Origin of the sequence: Aliterella atlantica CENA595 (genome assembly GCF_000952155.1) — a bacterium.
In the GTDB taxonomy this organism is placed as follows: domain Bacteria; phylum Cyanobacteriota; class Cyanobacteriia; order Cyanobacteriales; family Chroococcidiopsidaceae; genus Aliterella; species Aliterella atlantica.
Genome location: NZ_JYON01000001.1, coordinates 329586 through 349801 on the forward strand (window position 1 = coordinate 329586; position 20216 = coordinate 349801).

14 protein-coding genes are annotated in these 20216 nt (G+C 44.0%); 12 read left to right on the plus strand and 2 right to left on the minus strand.

Translation table 11 applies throughout. The annotated features are described in order from the left end of the window. Window positions 1-221: 221 nt before the first annotated feature. The 8 genes from pstS (at window position 222) to tilS (ending at window position 8657) form a co-directional block, all read left to right on the plus strand. Window positions 222-1322 (plus strand): phosphate ABC transporter substrate-binding protein PstS, encoded by a 1101-nt coding sequence (pstS, locus tag UH38_RS01565; RefSeq protein ID WP_045052833.1) that lies wholly within the window; start codon window positions 222-224, stop codon window positions 1320-1322. Between the two features lie 51 nt (window positions 1323-1373). Beyond that, a complete protein-coding gene (gene pstC / locus UH38_RS01570) occupies window positions 1374-2333 on the plus strand; it encodes a phosphate ABC transporter permease subunit PstC (protein ID WP_045052834.1) in 960 nt (319 codons plus the stop codon). Between the two features lie 31 nt (window positions 2334-2364). Further along, window positions 2365-3255, plus strand: coding sequence for a phosphate ABC transporter permease PstA (gene pstA, locus UH38_RS01575; RefSeq protein ID WP_082065271.1), 891 nt, complete (start codon window positions 2365-2367; stop codon window positions 3253-3255). Window positions 3256-3454: 199 nt separating this feature from the next. After that, on the plus strand, window positions 3455-4261 hold the full coding sequence (pstB, locus tag UH38_RS01580) for a phosphate ABC transporter ATP-binding protein PstB (RefSeq protein WP_045052835.1): 807 nt from the start codon (window positions 3455-3457) through the stop codon (window positions 4259-4261). 209 nt (window positions 4262-4470) lie between these two features. After that, the gene (locus UH38_RS01585; RefSeq protein ID WP_045052836.1) at window positions 4471-6132 is read left to right on the plus strand and encodes a DUF3352 domain-containing protein; all 1662 of its coding nucleotides are present in this window, start codon (window positions 4471-4473) and stop codon (window positions 6130-6132) included. 107 nt (window positions 6133-6239) lie between these two features. After that, window positions 6240-7238 (plus strand): c-type cytochrome biogenesis protein CcsB, encoded by a 999-nt coding sequence (ccsB, locus tag UH38_RS01590; RefSeq protein ID WP_045052837.1) that lies wholly within the window; start codon window positions 6240-6242, stop codon window positions 7236-7238. Window positions 7239-7331: 93 nt separating this feature from the next. Further along, window positions 7332-7670 carry a KGK domain-containing protein gene (locus UH38_RS24590; protein ID WP_052672212.1) on the plus strand — a complete coding sequence of 113 codons (339 nt, stop codon included), beginning with the start codon at window positions 7332-7334 and terminating at the stop codon, window positions 7668-7670. Then, a complete protein-coding gene (tilS, locus tag UH38_RS01600) occupies window positions 7671-8657 on the plus strand; it encodes a tRNA lysidine(34) synthetase TilS (RefSeq protein WP_045052838.1) in 987 nt (328 codons plus the stop codon). It begins immediately after the preceding gene. 27 nt (window positions 8658-8684) lie between these two features. Here tilS and hmpF read toward each other — a convergent pair whose 3' ends face one another. Next, window positions 8685-10406 (minus strand): pilus motility taxis protein HmpF, encoded by a 1722-nt coding sequence (gene hmpF / locus UH38_RS01605; RefSeq protein ID WP_045052839.1) that lies wholly within the window; start codon window positions 10404-10406, stop codon window positions 8685-8687. Window positions 10407-11579: 1173 nt separating this feature from the next. Here hmpF and UH38_RS01610 point away from each other — a divergent pair. The 4 genes from UH38_RS01610 (at window position 11580) to UH38_RS01625 (ending at window position 18612) form a co-directional block, all read left to right on the plus strand. Beyond that, a complete protein-coding gene (locus UH38_RS01610; RefSeq protein WP_045053042.1) occupies window positions 11580-11945 on the plus strand; it encodes a response regulator transcription factor in 366 nt (121 codons plus the stop codon). Between the two features lie 11 nt (window positions 11946-11956). Further along, window positions 11957-12493 carry a chemotaxis protein CheW gene (locus UH38_RS01615; protein ID WP_045052840.1) on the plus strand — a complete coding sequence of 179 codons (537 nt, stop codon included), beginning with the start codon at window positions 11957-11959 and terminating at the stop codon, window positions 12491-12493. Between the two features lie 23 nt (window positions 12494-12516). Next, the gene (locus UH38_RS27570) at window positions 12517-15144 is read left to right on the plus strand and encodes a methyl-accepting chemotaxis protein (protein WP_045052841.1); all 2628 of its coding nucleotides are present in this window, start codon (window positions 12517-12519) and stop codon (window positions 15142-15144) included. Between the two features lie 117 nt (window positions 15145-15261). Beyond that, the gene (locus tag UH38_RS01625) at window positions 15262-18612 is read left to right on the plus strand and encodes a hybrid sensor histidine kinase/response regulator (protein WP_045052842.1); all 3351 of its coding nucleotides are present in this window, start codon (window positions 15262-15264) and stop codon (window positions 18610-18612) included. Between the two features lie 107 nt (window positions 18613-18719). On the opposite strand, the gene UH38_RS01630 is transcribed toward UH38_RS01625, so the two are convergent. After that, window positions 18720-20204 carry a site-2 protease family protein gene (locus UH38_RS01630; RefSeq protein WP_045052843.1) on the minus strand — a complete coding sequence of 495 codons (1485 nt, stop codon included), beginning with the start codon at window positions 20202-20204 and terminating at the stop codon, window positions 18720-18722. Between the last annotated feature and the right edge of the window lie 12 nt (window positions 20205-20216).

The following is a 20216-nucleotide window of genomic DNA, read 5'->3' on the forward strand; positions in this document are numbered from 1 at the left end:
AGAGAATACATCAATACTGGCTATTTATTTAAGTAACTTATATTGCTAACTCTGTTATTGACATCTAATAACATTTGATACATCAATGGAATAGATACATTAATTAAATTAAATTAATCTTCGGCAACAGCTTTTTTTATCGTTAACCTTTTCTTTACCCTGTGTTTACCACAAAGCGCTAATGTCGAAACGAATACTCGTAAAAGTACGCAGAGCTTTTTATGTTTTCTCGCATTGACTCAACTCGTAGAGCCTTTTTGCTGCCTATAGTAGCGCTTTCTTTTGGTATAGCTTCTTGTCAGCCGCAGACTTCCAACGCTCCGAGTGCAAATACTAATACATCAGCTAGCCCCGCAGCCAACACAACAGGCGGCGATAGCGTAACTTTAAATGGTGCTGGAGCATCATTTCCCGCTCCGCTATATCAGCGTTGGTTTGCTGAGTACAACAAAGAAAACCCCAATGCCAGAATTAGCTATCAATCAGTAGGTAGTGGTGCTGGAGTCAAACAGTTTACTGCTGGAACGGTAGATTTTGGTGCTAGCGATACTGGCATGACTAAAGAAGAAATTGCTAAGGTATCGCGTGGAGTTCTTTTAGTCCCAGCGACAGCAGGTAGCGTCGTACTTGCCTATAATTTGCCTGGCGTAGAAGGTTTGAGACTATCGAGAGACGTTTATCCAGATATTCTCTTAGGCAAAATCACCCGTTGGAACGACCCAAGAATTGCCAAAATTAACCCTGATTTGAAGTTACCTGATGAACTGATTACAGTTATTTATCGTTCCGATGGTAGCGGTACAACTGCAGTATTAACCAAACACCTCAGCGCTATTAGTCCAGCGTGGAAAAACGGACCGGGAGAAGGCAAATCTGTTAGTTGGGCAGTAGGCACGGGAGCTAAAGGGAACGAGGGAGTCACCGCCCAAATTCAACAAACCCAAGGTGCGATCGGTTACACTGAGTACGGCTACGCCACCCAGAATAAAATTCCTTTTGCTACTTTGGAAAACAAAGCAGGGCAGTATGTAGCAGCAACTCCAGAGTCAGCATCAGCAGCACTTGCGTCAGTAACGCTACCAGAAGATTTCTTAGGTTTTGCGCCCGATCCAGCAGGAGATAAGTCCTACCCCATAGTGTCTTATTCTTGGATTATGGCTTACAGAACCTACGACGACCCCACTAAGGCGCAAGCAATGGAAAATATGTTGAAGTGGGGCTTGAGCGAAGGACAAAAGTTTAGTAGCGAACTTGGTTACGTACCTCTACCAGAAAATGTAGTTAGCAAAGTCGAAGCAGCAGTAGATACTCTGAGTAAGTAGAGTAGTTTGCAGCCAATAAATGCCCCCACAAGTCTATTTTGAAATCAACCTATGAGTTCGTTAGCTCCAGAAGCTCAAACAACTATCAAACCACGCGCTAGCTGGGAAAAAAATCTCGATAGGGGTTTTGTCTGGCTGACAAGATTGTTAGCAATGGCGATCGCTGGGGTATTGCTGTGGATCGCTTTGGAAGTAGCGATCGAAGCATTCCCAGCAATTCAAAGATATGGTTTAGGATTTCTTAGTTCCACAGCTTGGAATCCTGTAGCTGAAGAATACGGCGCATTACCTCAAATTTACGGTACTTTAGTCACTGCCTTTATTGCTTTGCTCTTGGCTGTACCAATTGGAGTCGGAACAGCAATAGTGGTGAGCGAGAACTTTCTACCCGCATCGGTGCGAACTGTAGTTGTATTTCTCATCGAACTACTAGCAGCAATTCCTAGCGTAGTATATGGCTTGTGGGGCATTTTTGTCTTAATTCCCTTTCTCAATCCTATAGGTAGATGGCTTCATAACTACTTAGGTTGGCTGCCGATTTTCAGCACTCCCCCAGTAGGTCCAGGGATATTGCCTGCGGGTATAATTTTGACAATTATGATCTTGCCAATTATCACGGCGATATCCCGCGATGCCCTTGTCTCTCTGCCTCCCGACTTGCGTCAAGCAGCTTACGGGCTAGGGGCGACACGCTGGGAGACAATTTTCCGAGTTTTGCTACCAGCGGCAACATCTGGCATTGTAGGAGCGACAATGCTAGGGCTAGGTAGAGCAATGGGGGAGACAATGGCTGTTACCATGATTATCGGCAACTCCAACCGGATTAGCCCTTCTATCCTGACTACAGGCAATACAGTTGCTTCTTTGCTAGCAAATCAATTTGCAGAAGCAGATGGCATTCAAATTTCCGCATTAATGTATGCAGCGCTAATTTTGTTCGGGCTAACACTGCTCGTAAATATTTTGGCAGAGTTGGTAGTCCGCAGAGTTGGACGCATCCGATCGCATTGAAACGCCACCTTAAAGCAAAAATACATCAAGTATGGTATCTAAAAAACAAGAGCGGTTTGCATCTTCAGGCGGAAAACAAAATTTTATTGGTGCAACGCAGCCTCATAGAGCAATATTTGGCAAGGTAATGAGTGCGATCGCGTTTGCCTGCGCGGCGATCGCTCTTATCCCTCTAGTGGCAGTTTTAAGTTACGTCACGATTAAAGGCTTGAGTCGGCTAAATATCAGTGCTTTTACCGAACTACCGCCCCCTCCTTTAGTAGAAGGCGGCGGCTTTGGTAGCGCAATTGTTGGCACTTTAATAATGGTAGGAATTGCTGCTTTAATTAGCATTCCTATTGGTGTATTGGCGGCAATATATCTCACTGAATTTAGCAGGGGCAAAATAGCTGACGCGATCAGGTTTGCAACTAACGTTCTTAGCGGCGTACCTTCGATTATTGCTGGGGTATTTGCTTATGGTGTAGTTGTACTAACTATGGGTAGTTTTAGCGCGATCGCAGGTGGGATTGCACTGTCAATTTTAATGTTGCCAATTATTGTCCGGACTACAGACGAATCTTTGCAGTTAGTTTCTCAAGACTTGCGTCAAGCTGCTGTAGGAATTGGTGCAACAAAGTTTCAAACTGTTGTTCAAGTCGTTTTACCAGTAGCTATTCCAGCTATTGTTACTGGCACAACTTTAGCGATTGCGCGGGCAGCAGGAGAAACTGCACCTTTGTTATTTACTGCTTTATTTACGCAGTTTTGGCCTACTAGCTTAACAGAGCCTACACCTTCTTTAGCCGTTTTGGTTTACAACTTTGCGATCGTGCCATTCGACAACCAACAAGAACTTGCCTGGGCTGCTTCTTTAGTTTTGGTCATGTTAGTTCTAATTACTAGCATTATCTCTCGCCTGGCTACCCGCAAACGTTTCTAATTAGTGTCAAAATACTGAAAGTAAACAGCATCGCTCTAAAGATAGAAATATATATATCCTCGCGTTAAGTTTTAAATTTTTAGTAAGTATGTTTGCTTGTCATAGGCACTAATTTAATTAGCCAAAATTTTATTGCTCCTGTTATCTTGCGCGCTCGCTCATTACTACTGTCTACAACCAATCTCAAACCCAATCCTATATGGCTACTACAACCCCAACGCTCAATCAAACGCAGACTGTTTTGCGTACAGAAAATCTGAATGTCTACTACGGCAATTTCCTTGCTCTTAAAAACATTTGCCTAAATATCCCCAAAAACAAGATCACGGCTTTTATCGGTCCTTCAGGTTGTGGTAAAAGTACCTTATTGCGCTGCTATAACCGTCTCAACGATCTAGTTGATAGTTTTCGCTGTGAGGGCAAGGTTTATTACTACAATCAAGACCTTTATGCCTCTAGCATCGATCCTGTAGAGGTACGCCGACAAATTGGGATGGTATTTCAAAAACCGAACCCATTTCCCAAGTCAATTTACGAAAATATCACCTTTGGCGCTAAAATTAACGGCTATCGCGGCGATATGGATGAATTGGTAGAGCGATCGCTCAGACAAGCTGCTTTATGGGATGAAGTTAAAGATAAACTCAAGCAAAGTGGTTTATCACTCTCTGGCGGACAACAACAACGCTTATGTATTGCGCGTGCAGTTGCAGTCCAACCGCAAGTAATTTTAATGGACGAACCTTGCTCTGCTCTCGATCCAATTTCTACCATCAAAATCGAAGAACTACTGCAAGAACTCAAGGAACAATACACAATTGTGATTGTTACCCACAATATGCAACAAGCCTCGCGGGTATCTGACATGACAGCTTTTTTCAACGTCGAACCTACAGGTAAAGGTGGGAGAATGGGCTACTTAGTAGAACACGACAACACAGAAGTAATTTTTCAAAATCCTCAAGAAAAATCAACTCAAGAGTACGTCAGCGGACGTTTTGGCTAAAGCTTCACAGTTATAGCAATAGGAGCAAGCAACAGTTGCTCCTATTGAGCAAAAATTAATTCTACAATTATCTTTTATTTAAAAAAGTAACCCGCACCTCAAGATAAGACTTGTCTTCAACCTGAGATTGTTCGGTCAACAACCGCTAGCAATTAGCTACAGTATCAATGGCACTGCATAGCTTGTTCGACTAACTGCATTAAAACTCAATGATTAAGAAAAGTAAATCTTCTCTGCTATTGACTATAGGGGCAGCTAGCTTGCTCGTAGGTGGTGGGATAGCAGCTTACTGGTTATTAATTCAACCGCAGAAATTAGCTGAAAATTTGCCCCCTGGCATTAATATTGTGCCGCAAAATGCTTTGTTAGTAGTTTCTGTCTCTACCGAACAAGCTAAGTGGCAGCAATTACGCAGCTTTGGCACGCCTCAAACCCAAGCTGCGGTAGATAAATATCTAGTAGAGATGCGCGATCGCTTTTTAACCGCCAACGGTTACAACTACCAGCAAGACATTCAACCTTGGGTAGGCGAAGAAATAACTCTAGCAATTGTCCCACCACAAGCTAATCCATCAACGCCTACAGGGACGCAGCAATCAATAGTAGCAGTATTACCAATTGCCAAACCCGATGTTGCTCAACAGATTCTCGCTCAACCCAAATCGGGGAAAAGTCGCAACTATAAAGGCGAAGAAGTCAAGGAAACCAAAGGTTATTCAGCAACAGTATTGGATCGGCGTTTTTTAGTAGTCAGCGACAATCCCCAAGCTACAGAAAGAGCCATCGATACCTTTAAAAATCGTAATTCCCTAACTAAGCTAGCTGGTTACAGCGAAAGTTTAAGTAAAATTAGCGATACCGATCGCTTTGCCCAAATATATGTCAACGTTCCTGCTGCCGCTACAGTAGTTAATAACAATCCTCGGCGATCGCTTTCACCGCAAGCGTTAGCCAAACTCCAGCAAAATCAAGGTTTAGCAGCGACAGTTGACCTAAAACCAGAAGGCATAGAATTTAAAAGTATTTCCTGGTTGAAACCAAATAGCGATCGCACTCATGTAGTCCAAAATAATGCTGGCAAAATGCAAAGCCGCCTACCAGCAGAAACTCTAATGATGCTCTCTGGGGGTAATTTACAGCAGTTATGGCAAGACTACGTCAAAGGAGTAAACGCTAATCCCATTGCGCCCTTTCCGCCCGAAAATCTGCGTTCCGGTGTCAAAAGCCTGACAGGTTTGGATCTAGACGAAGATTTGCTCAGTTGGATGAACGGCGAATTTTCACTTGCTGTAATTCCAGCTACGGCTAAAACAGATTCTACACCTAATGATTTTGCGCTCTCGCTAGCATTTTTAGTCCAAGCAAGCGATGCTGGTAAAGCTAAAGAAGCAATTGGGAAACTAGATCGAGCAATTAGCGATCGCTATCAATTCAAAATCCAACAAGCGCAAGTTGCGGGTAAACCAGTCACAAACTGGGTAGCTCCCTATGGCACAGTTACAGCCACTCACGGATGGTTAGATGATAATGTCGCTTTCTTTGCTTTGGGCGCACCTGTAGCCGAAAAAATTCTTCCTCAATCACCTGCTAACTTAGCAAGCACCGAGGAATTTCAAAAAACTGTGCCTTCCGAACTTAAAGCTAATAACGGGCAGTTTTTCTTAAATATAAATCCTACTTTCAAAGCCCTACCGCTACCGCAATTTATCCCCAATCAACAAGATTTCCTAGCCGCAGTGCGCTCTATAGGAGTAACAACCGCCGTTAGCGATCCCCGCAGCATCCGCTATGACGTATTTATGATGCTCAACAAAGCCGGAAATCCTCAGCCCTTACCAAGCCCTAGCGTACCAGCCACACCGTCGCCTTAACTATTGCTAACGATTTCTTTAACAATCAAATCGAGACTAAAACCTAACTTGAGGATAGGATCGAAACAAATACTAATTTTTAGTACCCGATCGGGAGAACGCACTATATGAACCTAGTTTTACTACAAAATTGGCTAGATAACGCCTCTTTTGCTGTTTTATTTGCCACCATGCTCGTTTACTGGATTGGGGCAGCATTTCCGCAACTAAACTATTTACCTGCTTTAGGTACAGCCGGAATGGCGATCGCTAATTTGTGTATTGCCACATTGTTAGGCGCAAGATGGATAGAAGCTGGCTATTTCCCTTTAAGCAATCTCTACGAATCCTTATTTTTCTTAGCTTGGGGCATTACTACCATCCACCTGATTGCGGAAAACAACAGCCGCAGCCGTTTGGTTGGAGTTGCTACCGCACCTGTAGCAATGGCGATCGCCGCTTTTGCTACCCTAACTTTACCTTCAGAAATGCAAACATCGGAACCATTAGTTCCAGCGCTGAAATCAAACTGGCTGATGATGCACGTCAGTGTCATGATGCTGAGTTATTCAGCTTTGATGGTAGGTTCGTTACTGGCGATCGCTTTTTTAGTCGTAACTCGCGGCGCAAATGTCGAATTGCATGGTAGTTCTGTAGGTACTGGCGGCTATCGCCTGCACCGCGCTACTGATTTAGCTACGAAGCCGCAAGTTAATGCTGCTGAATTTAATGGTAACGGTAATACTGCCGTACTCAAGCTGGCAACTGCAACTGAGTCTATAGCAGCACCGCTTTCACCTCAACGCCTCAGCCTTGCTGAAACTTTAGATAACATTAGCTATCGGATTATCGGGCTAGGTTTTCCCCTCCTGACAATTGGTATTATTGCTGGCGGAGTTTGGGCGAACGAAGCTTGGGGATCTTACTGGAGTTGGGACCCCAAAGAAACTTGGGCATTAATTACCTGGCTAGTATTTGCTGCTTACCTGCATTCTCGCATTACACGCGGTTGGCAAGGTCGTCGTCCGGCTATCTTAGCTGCTGCTGGGTTTGTAGTCGTTTGGGTTTGCTATTTGGGTGTCAACTTATTAGGCAAAGGCTTACATTCTTACGGCTGGTTCTTCTAAGCAATTAGCAAAAATTAAGTAGCGGTCAGCAACAGTAGAAGCTGACCGCTATTTTTTGGGAATTATAGTTTTTAGTCATTCAAGGTTAAATATATGGAATTTGAGTTTATAGATAACGAAGACACTGTCTTGTCCGTACCAAAATCTAATGAAAGAATATGGCTCTCTCATCCTATGTTTAAGACAGGCGAATTGTTAAAACACATAAATTCAAAAGCAATAGGAATAGATTTTCATCATTGGGAAGATGAAAACGCTTATAAAGAGCGAAAAAGATGGTATGAGGAGGGTGTAGATTGTGAAATGCTTCAGCCTAACAGTAATTGGAAAAAAGGCAAGTTAAAAATCCGCATTAGTCTAGAATTTCGCCCCGATCGCCCAGAATCACCTTTAGACGATATCCGCCAGCAAATTAAAGCTTTAGAAAACTAAATGAGCGCTCGCCCCCCTTGGACTTCTCTACACGCTCAAATCCACCGTACTTTGCGATCGCGCCACCTCTTACCCCGCGATCGCCGCTTGCTAGTTGCTGTATCTGGGGGACAAGACTCTTTATGCTTAATTAAGTTACTTTTAGACTTACAACCCAAATGGGGCTGGTTTCTGGCGATTGCTCATTGCAATCATCGTTGGCGTGATGATTCCGCCGCCAACGCCCAACACGTAGCCAACTTAGCTAAAACTTGGGCAATTCCCTTTTACTGCACTACCGCCGATCGCTCTTTACCTAGCGAAGCCGCAGCAAGAACGTGGCGCTATCAAGCCCTGAGCGCGATCGCCTGCCAAAATGACTATCAATACATAGTTACAGGTCATACGCAAAGCGATCGCGCGGAAACACTCCTCTATAACCTCATGCGTGGTAGCGGTGCAGATGGATTGCAAGCTTTAACTTGGCAACGCGATTTTAGCGATCGCCTCCAGCTGGTACGCCCATTGTTGGAAGTAAGCAGACATACAACAGCGCAATTTTGTCAAGATATGCAGTTGCCTATTTGGGAAGATGCTACCAATCAAAATTTACAATACGCCCGCAACCGCATTCGCCTTGAATTAATTCCTTACTTGCAAAATAACTTTAACCCGCAAGTAGAGCAAGCCTTAGCCCAAACTGCAGAACTATTACACGCTGACGTAGAATACCTAGAATTTGCAGCCCAACAACTAAAGCACCAAGCAACACATCCCCAAGATCCGCTTAAATTAAATCGTCACATTCTGCAAACTGCACCTTTAGCCCTCCAGCGCCGCGTTATGCGCCAGTTTCTATGTCAAGCTTTAGATCGCAGCCTTACCTTCGAGCAAATCGAGAAACTAACAGCCCTGATAACTGCTCCCAACAAAGCTCAAACCGACCCTTTTCCTGGAGGAGCGATCGCTAAAGTAGAAACAGGCTGGATTTATTTAGTTTTGAGTTAAGGTTTGAGTTTTAAGTTTTTTCCTAATTTAACCAGCCATCATACTTAGCAACCGCTCGCGCATTTGACTGACAGCTTGTACTTGATGTTCTCCTGTATCTTGGACGTGTTCTATAGTCGCCGCTATTGTTTCTAATTTATGCCTCAACTCATCCAAATTATCTTGAACTGGTTGAAGCATCTCTTGGTAAAGATTTACCCTACCCCAACATTGGGCCGTTGCAACTTTTAATGACAGCAAGCTTTCTTCCCAACTTTGCAACTCTTGGCGTTGCGTTTGCTGCTCGTTACTTTGGCGATTTACATCCTCCTGCATTGGTTGTAGTTTCGCTCTCAATTGCTCAACTTCTTGCTCTCCAAATTGCAGTTCGTTCGCCTGTTGCTGTTTGAGGGCATCCACCTGAGCGATTATTGGACTTAAATCAGTTCTATAGTCATCCTGCTTATTTCCTGGTGCAAGTCCTTGTCGCCGCCACAATATTGCCTGATGCTGGCTTAAAATTTCCTTACGTTCGTGGAGATTTTGCCGCTGACCAACTAATGTTTCGTTGAGAAATTGGTAGGTGTCGCGCTCATCAGCTAGTTCTGCTTCTATACTAAAGCGATCGCTATCGCTAGCTTGTCCCAACTTGCCTTGCAGTTGATCGATTGTTTGCTGCTGCAATCTTAGTTCTTCTTCTTGATCGTTAACGAAACGAGAAGCGCTATCTAGTTCTCTTTGCAAATCTTGGACAACTTGCTGTAGCTGCTCTACAGGCATTTTTTCCAAAGCTTCTACATCTACCTTGACATCGCTGCTAGGCTCGATCAAACGGTAAATTTGTTGATAGATTTCTTCTTGCTGGCGCAGTTTTGTTCCTAGCGTTTGCACGTAACTTTGCCTGCAATTGAGCATCGCAGTTTGCGCCTGTAATTGCGCCTGTGCTTGCTCAAAAGCCGCTTGTGCTTGCTGCCATTGGTCGCGACGGCTTGCTAGGCTAGCACTTTGACGATCGACTTCTGCTTGCTGAGTTTCCGCCGTCCCGCGTTGCTGCTCTAAGTTTTGCCAGTGCTGGTTTAAAATATTTTGTTGGCTGGCGATCGTCTCAAATGAGAGGCTTATTTGCTCTCGCAAAGTCACTATCGGCGGCACACTACCAGATAAACGGTCTAATAGTTCTTGTAACTGCTGCTTAGTCCCTTCATCTAAGACCGTGCTTTGCTGTTCCTCCATACGCCGCTGTTCGCCTCGCAAGTGTTCCCAAGCGCCTTCTAGTTCGCTGCGATTGCGATCGATTTCTGCTTGCAGTTCGGCTACAGTTTGCCTATTTGCTTCTACTTCTTGCTGCTGTACTTCTAGCCTCTGCACATCTTCTTCGATATGCTGCAACTGATCTAACCGCGCTTCCATTTCCATATTGCGGCGGTTTAGTTCCTCACTTTGATAAGTTAGAGACTGTTTCCATTGCTCGATTTCTTCTTCCTGAGCTTTGGACTTTTCTAATTGGCGAGAAAATGCCTGTAAAATCCCAACTAAAGGTCGTCCCGCTTCTCTAACTTGCTGCACTTGCCGATTGGGATTTAAATCTGCTAGGACTAATGCCCCAGGATTTAAGTGGTTTACCTCCTCTGCGGCGATCGCTTCTTCTCCCGGTACGGGAGTCCAACTTTGATCCGCTCGTTGATAAGCTAGTAGTTTTAGTTCTGCTTTGGCAGAACCCATAAATCCAGACTTTACTTTTTGCTTTTGTACTTCTGCTAGATACAGCACACCGATCGCCTCTTAAATATATTTAATGCCCGATGTTAGGGCTAAACCTTGCCTCAATGGTTTAGTCCGTCTGCTTGAATCTAAATTTAAGCGCCAACAACAGATTAGGATTTCTGCCCTGTTATTGGCGTGCAGACTACGCCAGCAAAACCATCTCACTTCTATTTTGAATTAGTGACGGCAATTACAACTACTAATAACCTGTAACTACTTATAAGTAAGTAATTTGTGCAACCAGACACTAGAGGTATCCGGCTTAACACCACAATTTAATTATTGCTCTAATCTATTTTGCACTGTTTGCTAAGAATTGTCGCCTATTTCCTCATACTTATTTCTATATGGTAACAAATTTATTCATTTTAGATATTATTTATACCCGTGAAAACATGGAACAATATCGCGGGTAAACTTAACTTGCGATCGGGACTTTTCACCTGCGGGCGCTTGGACATAAACAGATGCAGCCATTTCTACATGGCTATAGATAATTAAAGCTATCCCCCTGAAACTACCTTTCGCTTATAAACCGATGGATGACTCAAAGCCACCTGCTTTTCCACCCTACGTTAAAAAAGTTACTTTCAGCACGTAGTTAAACTTGCGATCGCTTCTTTGGCAGACTCAGGCGACGTGCTGCCTACTTGAACTATTACCAGCGCTATTTTATTTATGCTGGTAGAAAAACAGCTAAAGATCAGTAGCATTAATGAGGTCAATCAAAGCTAGCATTTAAAGGCTGGGATAACCAACATGAAGTATTATCTTATATCTCCGTACATCCACTGACCTAAAACCTTACTGTAGGGGAAACGAAGCCACTTCTCAGTGAAATTTCGCTTGGATACATAGCATCGATAGCGTTAAGTTTAACTTGTACTTTAGTTGTGTAGGCTAGTTGAAAACAACCGCGTGCGTTCCAGCATTATTCTTTTTTAAGCTGAAGCGTTTAATTTATACATTTTCTGCTGGATCTCAGTTCTATTAAGCATTAATACTTGAAAATCCATGAAATAAACAGCCCATTACAAAATCTAGTTTACATTTCATTTTTACTGTTTAGTCAAAAAAGTAATCTACTAGGCTACTAAATTGATTAATCATTATTTACGATAAATCATGGTAGTTCGTTCCTCGGCTGGAGCGTTGAAACCACAAGGCAAATTAACAATTATGAGTACAGTTTTAGTTGTAGAAGATAGTCCTACCCAAAGAGAGATGATTACCGATCTGCTTAAAGGTAATGGATTAACAGTCAAGATCGCTCACGATGGGATGGAAGCTTTGGAGCAAGTTCAAACTTTTCGTCCAGATATAGTAGTCCTAGATATCGTCATGCCCAAAATGAACGGCTATGAAGTATGTCGGCGGCTGAAAACCGACCCCAATCTTCAAGGCGTACCAGTAGTTATGTGTTCTTCCAAAGGCGAAGAATTCGATCGCTACTGGGGCATGAAACAAGGTGCAGATGCTTACATAGTCAAGCCGTTCCAACCAAAAGAATTGGTCGGAACAGTCAAACAACTACTACGAGGTTAACTAGAGGTGGCATGATGGAAAATCCAGGCTCTTTAACAACAAGTAGTAAAAAGCACAATCTGACTGAATTCCAAGATTTAGAAACAAAAGAAGGCGAACTATACTTGCGTTTTTACGTTACTGCGGAGCGGGAATTTGCGCTACCAGCAACGATAGTTCGAGAAGTGATTTCCGCTCCCTTAGATCGAATTACACCAATTCCCAATGCCTCCTACTCGTTACTAGGGACGATGAATCTACGCGGTAGAGTCATCTGGGTAGCAGACCTTAGCTATGTAATTGGGGAAACAAGCCCCCTGAATACAGAGCGCTCGGAAATGCCTGTAATTGCGATCGCCGAACAAGACACAATGGTAGGGCTAGCGGTTGACCGAATCGTGGGAATGGAATGGTTGGATGGAGAAAAAGTGCAGACGCACCAGCAGGCTTTGTCAGAGAAAGTGACAAACTTTGTCAAGGGCGAGTGGTTGCTAGATGAACGTACCCACAAAAGTCTGCAACTGTTAGATCAAACAGCAATTATACAGAGCGAACTGTGGGCAGCATAATATCTAAGCAAGCAGAGGGGCAAATGACATCAAGTATAAATCACGAGCAAGAATATCAAGCGGCGCAAAAAGCTTATATTCAAGGTAATTATCAAGAAGCGGCAACTTTAGTTGACCGTTTAATCGAACACTTTCCATCCGACGCGAACAGTTGGCTGTTAAGAGGTCACATCTACTGCATTTTAGAGCAGTACGATGTAGCTCACAAGCAGTATGAAACAGTATTAAACTTAACTGACGACATCGATCTAGTTGATTGCGCTAAAAGCGGCTTAGAAGCGGTCGAGCAATATCAAACATCGGAGCCATCAAGCAACGCTGCACCTGCGGATGCAGAGCTAGAAAATACATTTTTAATTGGTAGCGATTATTCTGAGCCGAGCGCAAATGGCTCGTCAGTACAGCACCAAGAAGATGTAGCACCATTTGCCGATTTTGAGGCTAATAGTTTTGATATTGACTCAAATATTCAACCAGAACAGCCTTTTGGTAGTTTTGACAATGCCGAAGACAGTTACAATCAGCAAGCAGGCAACCTGGACGCGCTAGAAACTTATGCTAACCCTTTTGCTTGGGACCAACAAGCAGAAGCGGACGACCTAGAGCAACCAACAGATAATGCCTTTAGCAATGATGATAATTACAGTAGCGATCGCCCATTTGCAGACAATGAAGTAGATGCTGGCGATGATGAAGATCCCACCTTGTTGATTGCTGGTACAAATGCACCAGATACATTTACGCAAGAGATTTCCTTCGAGCAGTTTCGTTTGGTTAACTCAGAGCAAGCAGTAGATTTTGGCGAAACAGAGGACTACGAACACAATTCCCACAACGGTCATCACAGCCAAAACGGCTCATCTCAAAACGGTGCGTATTTGGAAGCTAATGCTGCCAACGATTTGCCCCTAGAGTACGAAGATCGGGAAGAAATCATCGAGCAACCCGATAGCAATAGTAATTTTGCTGACGCAGATGATTATGTCACGCCGTTAGGTATGTCGTATGCAGCAAATATGAATGATGCCTATATGCCAGATTCGTCTTTAGAAGATATGTCGGGGGCGCTATTGCTACCTGACGACAATGACGAACCAACTAGCGGCTTTTTCTTAGAAGATAATACAACTAGAGATCCTGAAGCCGAAGTATTTAGTATTAATAGTTCTGAACCTACCAAATATCTTAAAAATAATTCTCTAAATCAAACAGACGCAAATTCTACAACCCAAGCTCAATCTTTAGCACCTTGGGACAATGCATCGCTAAACAAAAAGCAACTGCTAACAGCCGGAACGGTAGGCATTGTTTCTGCTTTAGTAGTAGCTGCTGTAACTTTAGGCGGACAGTTACTTTCACCAGTTAATAGTCGCGCGGCAGTCCGTAACAGCGGTTTAGCAATGGCAGCCGCCGCCGGAATTGCTGGTTTTGCTACTAGCAAAGTGCTAGAAGGTAGATCGGCAAAGCGCTTGCAACAAACAACAGCCGACCTCAAAGCACAATTTGAAGTGTTGCAATCTGGCAACTTTAACGCTCAAGCAACGGTTTACTCTCAAGATGAATTTGGGCAGTTAGCAGCAGATTTCAACGCGATGGTCAAAGGGCTATCTCAAACTACTGGGGAAGCTCAACGCAAAGCGCAAGAACAAGAGCAAGCTAAAGAAGAACTGCAACGGCAAGTAATTCGCTTGTTAGACGACGTAGAAGGAGCCGCGCGGGGAGACTTGACAGTTCAAGCTGAAGTTAGTGCAGACGTTTTGGGTGCTGTTGCCGACTCCTTTAACCTAACAATTCACAACCTGCGTGAAATCGTGCAACAAGTAAAAACAGCCGCCCAGCAAGTAAACCAAGGCGCAACAGATAGCGAACTATTTGCTCGCGATTTATCGTCAGATGCCTTGCGTCAAGCTGAAGAACTCGCTGTCACCCTCAATTCTGTACAAGTGCTAACAGATGCGATTCAAAGGGTAGCAGAAAATGCTAAAGAAGCTGAAATCGTTGCTCGTTCTGCCTCAAGTACAGCCCAAAAAGGCGGTGAAGCAGTAGATCGGACGGTAGCAGGTATTTTAGAAATCAGACAAACAGTAGCCGAAACAACTCGAAAAGTAAAACGTTTGGCAGAATCTTCGCAAGAAATCTCCAAAATAGTTGCTTTAATCTCGCAAATCGCTTCGCGCACCAACTTACTCGCTCTCAATGCCAGTATTGAGGCAGCAAGAGCCGGAGAAGCAGGTCGAGGTTTTGCGATCGTAGCTGATGAAGTCCGCCAGCTAGCCGATAGAGTTGCTAAAGCACTCAAAGAAATCGAACAAATCGTCAGACAAATCCAAAGCGAAACGGGTTCGGTTATGACAGCGATGGAAGAAGGTACTCAACAAGTTATTCAAGGAACAAACCTAGCCGAACAAGCCAAAAAGTCTCTCGATGACATCGTGCAAGTGTCCAATCGGATTGATAGTATAGTCCGTTCGATTACTGCCGATACCGTCAAGCAAACTGAAACATCGCGCACAGTAGCAACAGTAGTACAATCTGTAGAACTAACAGCCCAAGAAACGTCTCAAGAAGCTCAACGAGTTTCTGGTTCGCTGCAAAGCTTGGCAGGAGTAGCAGGCGACTTGCTGACCTCTGTAGAACGCTTCCGAGTGTAACAACTTGCTGCGTCTGGTTTATCTAGCCGTAGGTTAACTACGGTAAGCAGGCGGTAGGTAACACCAAATGCCGCCTTAAATTTATCTCTTTTTAAAACCCCATACCCCAAACCTACTATGCTGCCGGAACAACAACAGCGTATCTTGGGCTACTTTATTGAGGAAGCCAAAGACCACCTTATCACCATTGAGCAAGGTTTGCTAAACCTGCAAACTACGCTGCAAGACTCGGAAATGCTGAACGATATTTTCCGAGCCGCTCATTCGATTAAAGGCGGAGCCGCGATGCTAGGACTTAATAGCATTCAGCGTACGGCTCACCGCCTAGAAGACTTTTTTAAAATTCTTAAAGAATCTGGCAAGATTCAAGTTGACCAAAATTTAGAATCGCTATTACTGCAAGTATTCGATACTCAGCGCGACTTGTTAGAACATCTCGAAAGAGGCGCTTTAACTGAAGAAGTATCAAGTGCGCTGATGGCAAAAGTAGAACCAACTTTTGGCAAAATTGACATTCATTTGACCTCGCTGGCAAGTTCCGGTAGTAGTGCAACCGCTGAAAACTCAGCGCTAACAGCATTCCAGACCAAAGTACCGCAACAACTGCGCCAGATGTTGGAGCTATTTAAGCAACCACCAACGCCTACTTCTCGCCAGCAACTTCAAGATTATTGCCAGGAACTTGTTGCCTTGGGTAGAGAGTTTGACTTAGCAAATTGGTGTCAGTTATGCGAAAGCGCTCAAGCTGCGATCGCTAAACCTAAAAATACTTTCCGCACTTTAGCACCAATTATTATTAAGGAGCTTAAACAAGCCCAAGAATTAGTCGCTCAAGATAGTGCTGCAGATATTATTCCCAGCAGGCAGTTACAAATTTTAGGGCAAAAAGATTCAGCAGTCATCAATGATTGGGGCGATCACGATACTGATGACTTGGGCGATTTATTTGCTATGAATGAGTCCTCAGATGACGATCTTGTAGGTCTATTCGATGCCACCCTTGACGATGAAAATAGTTATATGGGAGCAGATGCCGACTCTGTAGAGGAGATGTTGGCGTTAGATCGTTTATTCAATGAAACTCCCGCCGAGGCTGAAGAATCTACATCTGAAGAATTTAACTTTATCGATTTATTTGCGGATTCAGAAACAACTGCAACAACTGATGATGAGTCTCTAGGCGATTTGTGGCAAGTAGAAGCCTCTGCACCTATTGAAGAAAGTACCCAATTAGATTTAGATGCAGACTTATTTGTTAGTAATAGCGATGATTCCTTAGAATTGCCACCAGTTTCCCTAAATGGAGAATTTAGCTATGACGAACAACCGCTAGAATTTAGCTTCAATCTCGAACCTGCTCAAGACTTGCCAGATGAATCTGTTGATAGTCATTGGGAAGCAGAAGCAGATGAAGCCTTTGAAGACTTAGATAAGCTGCTAGAACCAGAAATTACCTTAGTTGAAGTAGAAGTTCCAGAGGCAAATACAGCAGAACCTAACGCTGCTGCAAGTCCGCGCCGAGCAGTATTTGAACAAATGATGCGAGTGCCAGTTAAGCACTTAGACAACATTGGTAACTTAGTCGGCGAATTAGTTGTATATCGTAATAGCTTAGAACAAGACCAACTCAGGCTCAGACAGTTTTTAGATAACCTGCTCAACCAAGTGCAACAACTTAGTGAAGTAGGCTTCAAGATGCAAGAATTGTACGAGCGCAGTTTGCTACAAAACTCGCTGCTCAATCGCAACAAAGGAGCGAACAATGCTGTTAACGCTGAGGAATCTACTCACTCTACAGGTGTTAACTTTGATGCTTTAGAAATGGATCGCTTCACTGGCTTCCATACCTTAACGCAGCAAATGATCGAGTTGATTGTTAGGGTGCGCGAGTCTTCATCAGACATCGAATTTGTTACCGAAGAAACCGACCAAGTAGCGCGTCAGTTCCGCCAAGTGACAACTCATTTACAAGAAGGTGTAGCGCAGTCGCGGATGATCCCATTTGCCGAAATTGCCAATCGTTTGCCGCGTGCAGTGCGCGATATTTCGATCAAATCTGGCAAGCAAGCAGAGTTGATTATTGACGGCGAACAGACCTTAATTGATAAGGTACTCTTAGAGCAACTGTACGATCCGATGAGCCATTTAGTAAATAATGCGATCGCTCACGGCATCGAATCTCCAGAGCAACGCGAGGCTTTAGGTAAGTCAGCTACAGGCAAAATTACGCTGCAGACTTTCCACCAAGGCAACCAAACAATTATCTCGATTAGCGATGATGGCGCAGGAATTGATACCGAGAAAGTCAAAGCCAAGGCAATGCAAAAAGGCTTGATTACCGCCGAAAAAGCTCAAACAATGTCTGATTTGGAAGCTTACGACCTACTTTTCCATCCTGGCTTTAGTATCAAAGATACAGTAGACGAATTTGCTGGGCGAGGTATTGGCATGGATGTCGTTCGCACTAGCCTAAGTCAAATTCGCGGCACAATCAGCACTGATTCAACTTTGGGCAAGGGTACGACATTTACTATCCGCTTACCTTTGACTCTGAGCATTTGTAAAGCGCTATGCTGCTTGAGCGATAAGGCACGTATTGCTTTCCCAATGGACGGTGTAGAACAAATGCTCGATATTCCTGCCAAGGATGTCGTTACTAATGGCGAAGGCAAATCTTGCATAGTTTGGCGCAATGGAATGTTACTGCCATTCCAACACCTCAAAGAAATTCTCACCTACAATCGCCACCTCAGTCGCGGTAGTATTTATGGCAGCGGTCGTTCGGAAGATACCATTTCGATTATCGTGCTGCGTAGCGGTGGAACTTTCCTTGCCGTTCAAGTAGACCAAGTATTGGGCGAACAAGAAATTGTAATTAAGCAATTTGAGCGCCCAGCGCCTAAACCATTAGGAGTTGCAGGTGCAACGGTAATGGGAGATGGTCGCATTATGCCGATTGCTGACGTACTGGAATTGATTGACTTATCGACAGGTAAGCTGCAACGCAAGCTAGACGACTTGACAGCTAATGGGGAAGCCAGAATTCCTGTTATGCCTGCGGCTAAGAGCGAACCAATGGTACTCATTGTTGATGACTCGATTACGGTGCGAGAACTGCTATCGATTACTTTTAACAATGCTGGCTACCGTGTAGAACAAGCTCGTGACGGTCAAGAAGCTTGGGATAAACTCAATGACGGGTTGCCCTGCGATATCGTATTCTGCGATATCGAGATGCCGAGAATGGATGGATTAGAGTTGTTATCGCGCATCCACGAACATCCCAATTTACAAAATCTACCGATCGCTATGTTAACGTCGCGCGGTTCTGACCGTCACAGGCAAATGGCAGTGCAATTAGGTGCAAGTGGTTACTTTATTAAGCCTTATTTGGAAGAAGCTCTGTTAGATGCAGCCCAAAGAATGCTTAAAGGTGAAGTGCTAGTTACTGCTCCTAGTAACGTTTAAAGCAGTGACCAGTGACCAATGACCAGTGACCAGTTATTAATTGTCGGGTAGTATAGTGGGGGCTTAAACCTTGCGCTCTTGACTGATAACTGGTCACTGTTAAACTATTACGTTCCGATACCTAAGCGCCCTGCTAAGGCTGGGGTAAGGGGTAGAAGGACGGAAATCATTAAGAACAAGGCGAGCAGTCCTAATGCGGCTCTAGCATCGTCTGGTTCGGTGATTTCGTTGAGGCTGGGGCGTTCTGCATCTCGTTGTAGAAAGACAATGACGATTGCCCAGTACATGGCGACGGGATTGGCTAATGAAGCGATCGCTAGTACAATTAAGGTAGCAAAAGTTGTACGTCCTGCTGTTTTGCGTCCGTATATAGCTTGAACAATCCTTCCTCCATCCAATTGCCCAGCAGGCATTACATTTAAAGCTGTAATTACTAATCCCAACCAACCGACTACAGTTAGCGGATTGACATCAATTAACTGATTGTGTACTTCGGAACCCAAAATTACCCGCGCTAGGGTTCCAACTAAAATTGAACCTTGAAAAAACTCCACTGGCACTTGAAATAAACTGCCTGGATGAGACAAGATTAATCCAACTATCAATATTAATAAAGATAGCGCCCCGCCTGCAGCAGGTCCTGCAAAAGCAATATCAAATAAGGCTTTGCGGTTAGGAACTAATGACAAAAAGCGTGTAATTGCCCCAAAGGAGCCTATTTGCAAAGTTGGGAGGAAAAATGGTGGGCTTAAAGTGACTTGATAGCGTCTGGCGATAACTCGATGGGCAATTTCGTGGGCGATTAAAACTGCAATGATGCCAATACTAATTGGTAAAACTTCTGGCAGCCTAGCAGGATTGGTGAAGAAATCGAAGTTTAATAACAAGCCTGCTGTTTCTAAACTTGTGGCGATTGTGGCTATAAATAGCAGCGCTGCAAAGATTTTTTGCCCTAAAGTAATCGATCGCAAGTCAGTACGGCTAGGAAGGACAATTACTACAGGTTTAGCATCTAAATTTTCGACTAAAAACAGGCGGTAGCTATCGCCTAATTTTTCGTGCAAGCGTGCAGTTAAGCGTTGGTGTACTTCCTCTGCTTCTCCTCGCAGGTTGCCTTTACAAATTACACCTTCTTGGTAAGGAATTGTTTCTACGGCAAAATATGTGTCGATGCTAAAAATTCCTTTAATTGCAGCTAAATCTTCGGCTGGAATTGGGGCTATTTGCTCTACAGGTGTTTGTTCGGTAGACTTAGGATCTAGCGTAACTGGTTGACCATTGGGCATTGATGCTTTGGGTTCTTCTTTGCGCAGGATGTTTTGCGCGTTTTCCGCCCGCAATCGATTGCCAATAAATACATAGGCGATCGTTGAAGCTACAATGAGTAGCAAAATTCCGGCAAGATTTATATAGATACCTGCGGCGAAGGAACCAAAAAAGAGTAACCAGGGAGCAATTAATACAACGGACTGCAACCACGCAAGAATGCCTAGTTTGCCAAAAGGTTTGGCGCGGTAAAATCCCCAACCTAATATACCAAAAGCCACCAGCACAACTAAGGCGATGACTGTAGATTCCGATCCTGTGTACATTTTTTATAAAAC

Bases quoted from the DNA above. Each gene is read 5' to 3' on its own strand.
- tilS (WP_045052838.1), top strand. From the start codon at position 7,671: ATGAGCGCTCGCCCCCCTTGGACTTCTCTACACGCTCAAATCCACCGT.
- pstS (WP_045052833.1), top strand. From the start codon at position 222: ATGTTTTCTCGCATTGACTCAACTCGTAGAGCCTTTTTGCTGCCTATA.
- UH38_RS01610 (WP_045053042.1), top strand. From the start codon at position 11,580: ATGAGTACAGTTTTAGTTGTAGAAGATAGTCCTACCCAAAGAGAGATG.
- UH38_RS01630 (WP_045052843.1), bottom strand. From the start codon at position 20,204: ATGTACACAGGATCGGAATCTACAGTCATCGCCTTAGTTGTGCTGGTG.
- UH38_RS01615 (WP_045052840.1), top strand. From the start codon at position 11,957: ATGATGGAAAATCCAGGCTCTTTAACAACAAGTAGTAAAAAGCACAAT.
- UH38_RS01585 (WP_045052836.1), top strand. From the start codon at position 4,471: ATGATTAAGAAAAGTAAATCTTCTCTGCTATTGACTATAGGGGCAGCT.
- pstA (WP_082065271.1), top strand. From the start codon at position 2,365: ATGGTATCTAAAAAACAAGAGCGGTTTGCATCTTCAGGCGGAAAACAA.
- ccsB (WP_045052837.1), top strand. From the start codon at position 6,240: ATGAACCTAGTTTTACTACAAAATTGGCTAGATAACGCCTCTTTTGCT.
- UH38_RS24590 (WP_052672212.1), top strand. From the start codon at position 7,332: ATGGAATTTGAGTTTATAGATAACGAAGACACTGTCTTGTCCGTACCA.
- pstC (WP_045052834.1), top strand. From the start codon at position 1,374: ATGAGTTCGTTAGCTCCAGAAGCTCAAACAACTATCAAACCACGCGCT.
- UH38_RS01625 (WP_045052842.1), top strand. From the start codon at position 15,262: ATGCTGCCGGAACAACAACAGCGTATCTTGGGCTACTTTATTGAGGAA.
- UH38_RS27570 (WP_045052841.1), top strand. From the start codon at position 12,517: ATGACATCAAGTATAAATCACGAGCAAGAATATCAAGCGGCGCAAAAA.
- pstB (WP_045052835.1), top strand. From the start codon at position 3,455: ATGGCTACTACAACCCCAACGCTCAATCAAACGCAGACTGTTTTGCGT.